This window comes from Rhodopirellula europaea 6C (assembly GCF_000338295.1).
Lineage (GTDB): Bacteria > Planctomycetota > Planctomycetia > Pirellulales > Pirellulaceae > Rhodopirellula > Rhodopirellula europaea.
On record NZ_ANMO01000155.1, the window covers coordinates 1 to 10,540 of the forward strand.

Consider the following 10,540-nt stretch of genomic DNA (forward strand, 5'->3'; position numbering starts at 1 on the left):
CCCATTGATATTTAGGATCTTTGCGAACGGATCTTCTTGGCAACGGAGTCCGACGCGGCTCTGTCACGTCCTTGAACCTATTGCCGAACATCTCGCCGGACCGATTGATCTTTGGACTGGTCTCAAATTTCGTTCGGTATCCGCCGATGGCATCAAAGTTCTCCAGAGCAAGGCCATCTGTTTGCGGCGTTCGAAGCAGGCGGGGGCTTTCCGGTAGCGAACGAGTTGGTCGCGTGGTGTGTCCACTCCGTTCAATTCGGGAACCAGGGCCGGAACCTCTTCTGGTAGAGAAGGCGGTGGCATCCCCAGAAGCTCTTCGAGGATCCAATGACCACGGGTCACGGGCAAGGGTAGCGACTCCGCTGGAACTTAGAGCGAGGACGCTGCCCTATCGGGCTGTTGATTTAATGAGCCGCACCGCGTTAGCGGCGGTTAGTCAGACGCCAGCCGGGGCTAACGCCCATCGGCCAGTTGTTGTCATTCGGTATACGACTAAATCAACAGGCTGCTATCCCAGCAGACCGCCTCGGATAGGTCTTTTTGGGAGTGAGATGCTGGAATCTACTTGAAAATAGAAGTTGTTCGTACGATTGCCTTCCAAGGCCTTCGCGACTTTCGCTACCCGATGTCGCTGGAGACCGTGATCGCAATGTCATTGGGATGGTTGGGGAGCAGAGTTTGGAATCGGGGATGTTGGTGTTTTTACGAACCAAATGGTTTTTGTTGATCCGCCGTTTGCAGATTTGTTCAAATCGTTTATCGTGAATGGACGATTTGCTTTTCCGTTGACGAGAGCGTTTACTTGGGGTTAGTGCGGCCTGACTTCGTTCCAATCGAATGAAGCCAGCTTTACCAAACGCTTGTCGCCATGACGCGAAGACTTTTTTTACGTGCGATGAACGTTTATCGCCGATAGACGAATTTCATAAGGAGCGGAAACGTGAGCGAACAACAAACTTGCCTCTCAGATGAAAAGGGCATTGGTTTCTTTGAACGCTATCTCACCGTTTGGGTGGGGCTTTGCATCGTCGCGGGGATCGCGTTGGGAAAGGTTGCTCCCGGTATCGCCAAGTCGCTCGACGGAATGGCGATCTACGTGAACGAGGCTCCGGTGATTTCGATCCCGATCGCGATATGCCTGTTTTTCATGATGTACCCGATCATGGTCAAGATCGACTTCGGCGAAGTGGTCAAAGCCGGCAAGTCGATTCGCCCCGTTGGTTTGACATTGTTTATCAACTGGGCAATCAAGCCGTTCACGATGTACGCGATCGCCAGCTTTTTCTTGGGAACATTGTTTCTTGGGTTCATTGGTCCGGATGCCGTCGACTATGTGAAAGCTCCCTTGGGCAGCAATCTCGAAGTGGGAGCAACTTATGGTGCCGGTGAGGTGGTGTTGGTGGATGGCGTGAAGGTGTTGAAGGTTCCACTCTGGCGGAGCTATTTGGCAGGATGCATCTTGCTTGGCATCGCACCTTGCACAGCGATGGTTTTGGTTTGGGGATTTTTGGCGAAGGGTAGCGATGGACACACGCTCGTGATGGTTGCGATCAACTCGCTCACGATGCTCGTTCTTTACGGTGTCTTGGGCGGGTTGCTGCTTGGAGTTGGTCAGCTTCCGGTTCCATGGCAAGCCTTGCTTCTATCGATTGGTGTTTACGTTGCCTTGCCGTTGATCGCTGGTTATCTGTCACGCAAGTGGGTGATAGCGGCGAAGGGCGAGGTTTGGTTTCGCGAGAAGTTCTTGCATTACCTGACACCCGTCACGATCACCGCACTGTTGGCGACGTTAGTGCTTTTGTTTTCGTTCAAAGGCGAGACGATTGTCGAAAACCCACTCACGATTCTTTGGATCGCGATTCCGTTGACGATTCAAACATTGGTCATCTTTGCGCTTGGATACGTGATCAGCAAAGCGTTGGGCTTCACCTACGAATCAGCCGCACCGACGGCGATGATCGGTGCGTCGAATCACTTTGAGGTAGCCATTGCAACATCAACCATGTTGTACGGATTGTCGTCGGGTGCTGCTCTTGCGACCGTTGTGGGCGTGTTGATCGAGGTTCCGTTGATGTTGGCCTTGGTCAAGTTCTGTCTCAAGACACGTGGTTGGTTTGTTTCCGAAACGTCGGGTGCCGCGCTCGAAGCAATCCCAGTCACACCGGATGGGGAGCCAATCCATTGAATGCGATGAATCACAAAGCATGTTTTGGAAAAATTTTTCCAGTTCAGATCGGTGTTGGCGAACGTGTCGGAAAATTCTTCACGGTTCGCATCGACAATCCGGCCGGCATGATACGTTCAAGACCGAACATCGCGACGGATGTCAAGCAATGGGATGATTGTCAGAAGTGTTCTGAATTTGAAAGTTGCTATCAGCTTTGCATGGCAAAGATCGCCCTCGACGCAACCGTCGCGGCCAAGCATTGAGTGGTTGTTGGTCACTCGCTTGGGCGGGCTGGTGGGAAGGTGAACGCAGTGCGTTGTTGGTCGAGCGAGTTGGAAGTGTGTAAGCGGGAAACCGGACGCTAACGCGTGGTTGCTAATAGGGCGGAGCGGCGATTTGGGTTTTGGTAGTTCGCTCGCCTGGGGATCGTGCTCGTTCGGGCCAGCCGGAGTGGATCGGTCAACAAATAGCGGTGTTTGGGGCGATTTGCGATTTGTATCATCTTTGGAGATTTCTACTCCTCAGAGTGACTGGTCATCGCTAATCTTGATTTTGGGCGTCGTTTTTTGACCCCCATTTTCATCTTGTCCCTTAGGAGAGTCTTACATGCAAAAAACTCATCGTGCGCGACCAGGTTTCACTCTGGTGGAGCTGTTGGTTGTGATCGCGATCATTGGTGTTCTCGTCGGCCTGTTGTTGCCAGCCGTTCAAGCCGCCCGCGAGGCCGCACGACGAATGTCGTGCAGCAATAATTTCAAACAAATCGGACTTGCGATTCACAACTACCACAGCGCGTTCAATCAGGTGCCACAGTCTGGCACCGGAACGAAGCAAGAAATCAGCATGACCGACGGCACCAACCAAAGTAACCGTCTCTTTCTCAGCTGGCTGGTTCCGGTTTTGCCCTACATCGAGCAGCAAGGTTTGTGGGAGCAGATTTCAAACCCGAGCACGTTGGTGACGGCGGGGCAAGCATTGCCCGGTAGCGTCAATGGCGCATGGCCTGCGATGGGACCTTGTCCCTGGCAGACGACCTATGTTCCTTGGGTCACTCAAATCCCTGCCTACCGTTGCCCAAGTGACAGCGGACAAGCAAACGGTCCCGGCCAGCTAGCGCGTACGAACTACGCCTGCTCTGTTGGCGACGCGGTCGACCGAGGCAACAACGGTGGCGTCAATGACTTTGGTTTCTTTGGCAACCTGAATAACCGCGACGAAGACTGGGCCGTGACTCGTGCACGTGCTGCCCAGCGTGGGTTTTTCTGGAACCGCAATAAGGTCCAGTTTCGCGACGTTCTCGATGGACTGTCCAACACCATCGCAGCGGGTGAAGTCGTCACATCGGGTGGCAAACGAGAGGTCAGTGCGGACTTCGTTCGCAACATCACAACGATGTTGGGGCCAAACGAAACGATCTTGATCCCAGCGCGTTGTGCAACGGGTGCCCACATTGATCCGTCACGCCCGCAGTTTTATGACGCGGCCGCGAACGTGAGCGATAACCTTTCGCAAGCCAAACATGCACGTTGGGCTGACTCGCGTCCTTACTACACCGCGTTCCACACCATCTTGGCACCCAACAGTGCCAACTGCGTGCACGACGGTGGCGACGGGAATCACTCGGGTGTGATCTCATCGGCAGGCAGTCGCCACGCAGGCGGTGCTCACGTATTGATGGGCGATGGCGCGGTGAAGTTCATCACGGATAGCATCGATACCGGCAACTTGGAACAGAACACAGTCTGTCGCGACTTGCCTGGGCTGCGGCCTGGATCACCGAGCCCATACGGGGTTTGGGGATCTCTCGGTACTCGCGATTCAAAAGAAGTTGTCAGCGAAGAGTTCTGATGTCTCTTTGACGTTGATTGAAATCGGTTTGAAACCTCGCCCGTTCATTGCGGGCGAGGTTTCTTATTTGCATTCAACCTGTTTGGATCGCGTTGATGTGAGGTGAAGTAGAAGCGGTGTGCTAGCCGGACATTCGCCACGTCGTGGATGCCCGGAATCATACGAAAGCCATGGCGTTTGGATCCGGGATGGCTCGATCTATTCCACGTCAGTGAAGACCATGTTCATTCCGTCATCGGTGAAGGTGACATCCTGGACGATGCATCCAATTTTGTTGATGACGCGATCTTGATCGAGGAGGATCGAGTCAAACTCGATGGGCGTGGGGTCTATGATTGTCGAGTTCTGCTTTTCTCGACTGGCGATCACCGGCACGTTCGGTAGTTTCTTCGGCGTTAGTTCAACGCTCGTCACTCGTGGACTGACGTAGGTCACCGGTTCGAATTGTTGGTAGTAGTTGCGAAGCGCTGTGCTGTCGGGATGACCGGGGACGAGGATGTCCATCGACATGTCCGGCATGCAGATCAATTCCAACGTCTCAAAATTGGTAGAGAGCATGTCGCAGCCAGCGTAGGTAGAGCTTCTTCCATCGCCCATCAACAGATCTGTCCCTAAACCTCCGACGAAGATCACTTGATCGGCATTGACGCTGGTCAGTGTGTCGTCGCCCTCATCACCGTAGAGCAGGAAGATTGCTCGATTTCGGATGTCGGCTGCGGGATCGTCAGAAGCCTCGACCTCGAGCGAGATGTTGTCATTGCCGGATCCACCAGAAACAATGATATTGAGCGGGATCTCCAGTTCAGACGGCGAGTCCTCGTCTTCGTCCTGGGGGCGATTGGGTAGATCATCCAGGTCGATCCGACCGACGGAACGGCCATCGACGCGGAAGTGAATTCTTTCGTCATCAACCACGATGCGTATTTTGTCGTCGTCACCCGTCCCTACGAGCACAACCGTGTTGGCCATCCAATTTTCATTGAGGTCGATATCTCGCGCCCTTTCCGGCATTGTCGGCAACACCTCGCTCAGCATGGGATAGTTGTTGCCAAACGCGTCCGACGATCCATTGGCCGCCAAGAGAAGCAACATTCCGGCAACGATTCGAAAGTAGCGGGATTTCACGTCAGCGCACATCGGTTGGTCCTTTGTCTGGCAGGAACATGGCTAAGAACTTGTCTCTGCCCGACAAAGCGTTCGCGACTTCGATTTGTTACACCGATTGTCGCAATGATTTTTGCTGCGGAGAAAATAGCCCCGGATTGAATACGGGGAGCGGTTCGGCCCACCGCCGCCGCAGTAGATTTCTATTTCGCATTTTGGAGCGGTTTTTCGACCACCCAAATGTTTCTGAATTTCACTTTGGATCCATGTTCCTGCAGCACGATCGGCGAGGTCGGTTCCTCGGGGAAAGCGGCGTACTTGTTGCGACGCAGTGACAGTTTGAAGTCGTCGTGAATCAACGTGCCATTGAGCCGCACGGTGACACGCGCGGCACCGTTTTCCGTCATGAAGCCGTTCTTGCCGATCTCGGCGGCTTGGTATTCCAGGTCCACCGTTTGCCACTCACCGGGGCCGAGTGCGGCGTTCACGTCAGGGGCCCGGATTTGATAGATCGCTCCGCAGTCACCCAGACCGGGGCGTTCTTTGTCGGCGCTGTGGAGGACTTGCAGCTCGTACAATGGTCCGAAGAAGATTCCGCTGTTCCCGCTGCCTTCCTCGGGCAACTGAAACTCCAGGTGCAAGCGATAGTCACCGAACGTTTGCTTCGTGCAAAGAAACTGCTTGCGTCGCTTGCCGTCCAATTCAAACGCGATTTCCATCGAGTCGCCGTCCACCATTTTCCATTGCACTTCCTGTTGATCGTCGTTGGGATTGATCCACTGCCACGAGAACGGTTTCCATGCATCGAACCCTGAACCGTCGAACAGCACGACGGCGCCGGCAGGTGGTTCCTGCCCGAGTGTCGATGTCGAGGTGTTGTCCGCGGAAACCACCGTTCCAGTTGCGGTCGCAAGGATTCCGCTCAACAGAAACAAACGAACAAACATGCTTCTTGAAATCATCTTCATGTCCTTGAGAGGTGAGATCGCTTCGGTCAAGTCACTTGGTCGTCCGTGGCTCGTTGAGCCATTGGTTCAGCTCAGTACTCAGTGACGCGACCAGGTCGGGATGCTCGACGAGCACGTTGTGTTTCTCGTTGGGGTCGGTGTCCACGTCAAACAATTCGACCGGTTTGCCTTTGAATGCGAGCAGCTTCCAGTTCCCACGCCTCACCACTTCCGTCGCGAATGGCTTGGGTTTGGGAGTGTGACGCTGAAGCGATTTGTAGAGATCCAATTGCCAGAACACGGTCCCTCTTTCTTCGTCGCTCGGTGGGGTGCCTCCCATCCAATGCGGCAACAGACTCAGTCCATCCAAGGACAATGCGCCCGGCACATCGACACCGGCTGCGTCGCAGAAGGAGGGCAATAGATCGTTCGTGTGACCAAATGCCTGCGATGTTTGGCCCGGTGGAATGGCGGCTGGCCAACGCACGATCATCGGCACGCGAATGCCTCCGTCATGCAGGTCGGTTTTGCCGCCTTTCAGGTCGTGAATGAATCCTTCAAAAGCAGCTCCGTTGTCGCTGGTGAAAAGGACCAGCGTGTTGTCGGCGATCTTCAGTTCATCGAGCTTCTGAAGGATCTCGCCAACCTTGGCGTCCATGTGCTGCACCATCGATCGGAAGCGGTGTTGATCGTCGCTAATCCCGTCCGCAGCGGTGCCGGACCAATGCGGCTCGGGAGCCGGTTCATAAGGTTTGTGGGGAACGAGCCACCACATGTTGATGAAAAAGGGAGCGTCTTCGTTCGAGAGCTTCTCGATCATCTCGACCGCGAAATCTCCGTTGGCATCGGTAAAGTGTTTGGGATAGTACGGATCGTCTTCGTTGATCCGTTGGTCGTTGCGAAGAAGGACCGTTCCGCCTTTCCGGAAGAGCGTTCTGTCACGCCCCATTTTGCCGCGAAGTGGTTGTTGCTCAATCTGCGTTTGATAGAAATCGAACCCGTGTTGGCGAGGACCGGGCTGGTTGGTTAAACGTTTCCCTGTTTCGTCAACATGCAGTCCACCGAGATGCCATTTGCCAACGTGCGCCGTGTTGTAACCAGCGTCGCTCAAAAGTTCGGCCACCGTCGTCGCGGATTCGGGCAGCCATCCGTTTCGGTCATTGAAGTGTTTCGTGATTCCAAATCGCAGCGGATAACGACCGGTCAACACCGAGGCTCGCGTCGGCGAACAAACAGCCGAACCGGCGTAGAAGCGATCGCACTTCAAGCCTTCACTCGCCAGCCGATCCAAGTGTGGTGTCTTGACGGCGGGGCTGCCAAAACACGACAGGTCTCCGTAGCCAAGATCGTCCGCCAGCAGCAAGATGATGTTGGGACGATCGGCCGCGTGGAGCAACGTTGCGTTGGCCAGATAAAAAACGGCGATGCAGGCGATCGCCAGCGCGTGGGGAAGACGTTTCATGTGTGGGACGAGGATGATGTGGGAGTGCCGCATGAGACCGGCAGCATTGGGGATTTCATTTGCCCGAATGAGACGACTTGCCTTTGCGAGCGGATGGTGCAGGCACGGGCGGCTTCGTCGGGCGAGCATCCATCGGGTCGAAGAACCGCATGTTTGTTCCGACTCGGTCGAAGTCGCCGAGGTCTTCTCGCATCGATTCAGCTAGCCCCAGCAGTCTTTCAACAACCTGTGGATTTTCGGCCGCCACGTTCGTTGTTTCGCCCAAGTCGTTTTGCAAATCAACCAGGAGGGGACTCTCAAAACCGATTCGGTCCTTGGGAGCGATGTGCGAATTGCGACTGAACGGAGCGGCTCCAACCGGTTCTTTTTCGCGGGGCAAGTGGAGCTTCCATTTACCCTGACGAACGGCCTGCAGATGGACTCGCAGGTAGTAGAAGAACGCCTTGTCAGGATCGGCTTGGTCAAATTCACCGTGGAAGAGATGGCGGATGTCTTCCCCGTCGATCACTCGATCGGATGGAACATCGGCTCCGGCGAGAGCAGCCAAGGTTGGCATCACGTCCATGGTCGTCGCAATCGAATCGCAAACCGTTCCCGCGGGCACTTTGCCTGGTCCCCAAAGAATCGCGGGGACTCGCACGCCACCTTCGAAAGAGGAAACCTTGCCGCTTCGTAGCGGTCCAGCGGACCCGCCGTGATCACGTGGGCGATGCCCGTCCACATGCCCTTTGTTCTTGACCAACCAAGGACCATTGTCGCTGGTGAAAAGAACGTAGGTGTTGTCGGCGAGCTTCAATTCGCTGAGTGTGTCCAGAATCCTGCCGACGTTGAAGTCGATCTCTTCAATGACATCGCCATACAGGCCACGTTTGCTTTTGCCTTTGAACGCTTTGGATGCATCCAACCGCGTGTGCGGCATCGTGTGAGGGATGTAGACAAAGAACGGTTGATCTTGGTTCTGTTCGATGAACGAGATGGCTTCGTCGGTGTAACGCTGAGTCAACGTCGCCATGTCGGAATCCGGCTCGATCAGCTCTTTGTTGCGATAGAGATTCGCCACACGGTCATTGCTGGTGGGTGTTCCGTAGAAGTAGTCAAATCCCTGACCGGTCGGAAGCAAATCGGGGAAGAAGTCGGTCTGCGTGTGTTTGGCGAGATCCCACTTGCCAAAGCAAGCCGTCGCGTAGCCTTTTGTTTTCAGCACTTCCGCGATCGTGATCTCGTCTTCGTGCAGAATCGGATGAATCTGCTTGATGTGCCCTCGTTCCGCCACCCGCAGCGGGTAGCAACCGGTCATCAAGGCGGCTCGCGATGGTCCGCAGATGGGTTGTGCGTAGAAGCTGGTGAACTTCATGCCGTCCTTTGCCATCGCATCCAACCGCGGCGTACGGATGTCGGGCGAGCCAAAACAACCCACGTCCTGGTAGCCTTGGTCGTCCGTGAAGATGACGACAAAGTTCGGCGGCCCGGCGGCCGCGATTCCCTGCAACAGGCACACGCATATCAGGGCTTGGAGCTGGAGCTTCATGGAGGACCGATCGGCATGGTGGGTGAGCAGGAAAAGGCGGGAATGGCAACGTTGAACGTTTGAGCGTTCGGTTGCGGGTGATGGCTTCCGGGCAATCACAGGCTGGAAGCCTGTGCCAATTATTTGAGGATGGGCCCCACGATTTCTTTCCCGTTGGTGGTGCCGATTTGAAAGTGGTGCACGCCGACTTTCTGGCCATCCCGGTAAGTCCACGCGACCTTCTTGTCACGTGTCACTTCCAAGAGCTTGGGTGCGTCCACGTCCGCTCGGCCGCCCGCGTAACTGGTGATGACGATGTTCCCGTTGGGCAACACCTGAGCCCCGCAGGGGTCCTGCAACCAAGCCCCCGGAAGATCATCGTTGGTCAACGTCCAGATGACGTTGCCATCTGCGTCAAAGTCAACGACTCGGTTCCCGTTCGTACACGTCACCAGGGTCTGACCGTCGCCGTGACGGATTGCGGTGAACGGCCACGAGTGAATCTTGTGCTCGGAATCGCCAGGCACGGTGGTGTCCAGCTTGCCGAGAATCTTGCCCTTGTCGTCATAATGAAAGACGGCGAAATCCAAGAGGTGAGGCACCAGGTAGGTTCGATCGGCAAGCTTGCGAGCCATCCGAGTCTGCATGTGATGGTTCTTCTTCTGGCAGGCCAGCGGGAACTCCAAAATCACTTCGCCGGTGGAGCTGAGTTCCAGCAATCGGGGCTGGTCGCCTGCTTCCGTGATCACAAACGTGCCATCCTCGGTTGGATGCGCGCTGTTGACCTCGCTCTGGGTGCCTTTCCAGATCAGGGTTTCTTTTCCGTCCGGAGCGATGCGAACGACTGCCCCACCGCGGTGACGTTTGGATTTGTTCAACGTCAAAATGATCGTGCCATCGTCGAGCACATAACCATCGCGTGAAGCGGACGGGTACGTCCAAATTGCTTTGCCGTCCGCGCCCATCAGGTAGGTCTTTTGACCGCAAGCCAAGAAGCTGTGGGTGATGTCCTGAGCCTTGGCAGCGTTGCCAGCGACGGAGCAGCCGAGCACGCAGCACAGGAGTGCGATCAATCGATGGGGATGACTCATGTGGGTTCCGTCTGCGGAGGGGACTTGGCGGGATGACGTATCAGAGACCAGCGGCGGGCGAAGGGAACGACCGTTCGTCCTCGTCGCATTCCGGCCTCTCCAACGCCACGATCGAAAGCCCACCAGTCTATCTCAGATGAAAGTCCGAAGTGGCGTTCCTCACAATTTCTCGCGGAGGAGAGTTTCATCCTGTCGCCCCGTTGGGACTAAGGGCGTGCGCGACATGGCGACGTGTTGCACGAGCACGCACCAGCCACGAAGTGGCGAAAGGTTGTAGCCATTGGCGTCAGCCAATGGAGATCGAAACAAACGAGATGACGAAGTCCCGGAGGGACGGCAGGTCGTACCATCCTGTCACCCCGTTGGGGCCCGGCGCGTTGGTTGGGGATTCTGGGTCCACGAGCTGACGCTCGT

The 10,540-nt window shown here is 55.5% G+C and carries 8 protein-coding genes; 2 read left to right on the plus strand and 6 right to left on the minus strand.

Features of this window, described 5'->3' with window-relative positions; genetic code table 11:
- Window positions 1-63: 63 nt before the first annotated feature.
- Window positions 64-342 (minus strand): hypothetical protein, encoded by a 279-nt coding sequence (locus RE6C_RS33580; protein ID WP_390175923.1) that lies wholly within the window; start codon window positions 340-342, stop codon window positions 64-66.
- 598 nt (window positions 343-940) lie between these two features.
- On the opposite strand from RE6C_RS33580, the gene arsB reads away from it, so the two are divergent.
- Window positions 941-2,185 carry an ACR3 family arsenite efflux transporter gene (arsB, locus tag RE6C_RS16510; protein WP_008658289.1) on the plus strand — a complete coding sequence of 415 codons (1,245 nt, stop codon included), beginning with the start codon at window positions 941-943 and terminating at the stop codon, window positions 2,183-2,185.
- Between the two features lie 588 nt (window positions 2,186-2,773).
- Window positions 2,774-4,015, plus strand: coding sequence for a DUF1559 domain-containing protein (locus tag RE6C_RS16520; protein ID WP_039962310.1), 1,242 nt, complete (start codon window positions 2,774-2,776; stop codon window positions 4,013-4,015).
- Between the two features lie 198 nt (window positions 4,016-4,213).
- Here the strand turns inward: RE6C_RS16520 and RE6C_RS16525 are convergent, their stop codons facing one another.
- The 5 genes from RE6C_RS16525 to RE6C_RS16545 form a co-directional block, all read right to left on the minus strand.
- Window positions 4,214-5,140 (minus strand): hypothetical protein, encoded by a 927-nt coding sequence (locus RE6C_RS16525; RefSeq protein WP_008658292.1) that lies wholly within the window; start codon window positions 5,138-5,140, stop codon window positions 4,214-4,216.
- 182 nt (window positions 5,141-5,322) lie between these two features.
- Window positions 5,323-6,087, minus strand: a complete 765-nt coding sequence (locus tag RE6C_RS16530) for a 3-keto-disaccharide hydrolase (protein ID WP_236618276.1) — start codon at window positions 6,085-6,087, stop codon at window positions 5,323-5,325.
- Window positions 6,088-6,118: 31 nt separating this feature from the next.
- Window positions 6,119-7,528: a sulfatase family protein gene (locus tag RE6C_RS16535; protein WP_008658295.1), complete on the minus strand. Its 1,410-nt coding sequence runs from the start codon at window positions 7,526-7,528 to the stop codon at window positions 6,119-6,121.
- A 55-nt stretch (window positions 7,529-7,583) separates the two neighbouring features.
- Entirely contained in the window at window positions 7,584-9,056 is a 1,473-nt protein-coding gene (locus tag RE6C_RS16540; RefSeq protein ID WP_173401800.1) for a sulfatase family protein, read from the minus strand.
- A 119-nt stretch (window positions 9,057-9,175) separates the two neighbouring features.
- The gene (locus tag RE6C_RS16545; protein WP_008658298.1) at window positions 9,176-10,126 is read right to left on the minus strand and encodes an SMP-30/gluconolactonase/LRE family protein; all 951 of its coding nucleotides are present in this window, start codon (window positions 10,124-10,126) and stop codon (window positions 9,176-9,178) included.
- Window positions 10,127-10,540 lie beyond the last annotated feature (414 nt).

What these genes read in the sequence shown, in the direction of transcription:
- RE6C_RS16520 (WP_039962310.1), top strand. Translation starts at nt 2,774, where the DNA reads ATGCAAAAAACTCATCGTGCGCGACCAGGTTTCACTCTGGTGGAGCTG.
- RE6C_RS16530 (WP_236618276.1), bottom strand. Translation starts at nt 6,087, where the DNA reads ATGAAGATGATTTCAAGAAGCATGTTTGTTCGTTTGTTTCTGTTGAGC.
- RE6C_RS16535 (WP_008658295.1), bottom strand. Translation starts at nt 7,528, where the DNA reads ATGAAACGTCTTCCCCACGCGCTGGCGATCGCCTGCATCGCCGTTTTT.
- RE6C_RS16540 (WP_173401800.1), bottom strand. Translation starts at nt 9,056, where the DNA reads ATGAAGCTCCAGCTCCAAGCCCTGATATGCGTGTGCCTGTTGCAGGGA.
- RE6C_RS16545 (WP_008658298.1), bottom strand. Translation starts at nt 10,126, where the DNA reads ATGAGTCATCCCCATCGATTGATCGCACTCCTGTGCTGCGTGCTCGGC.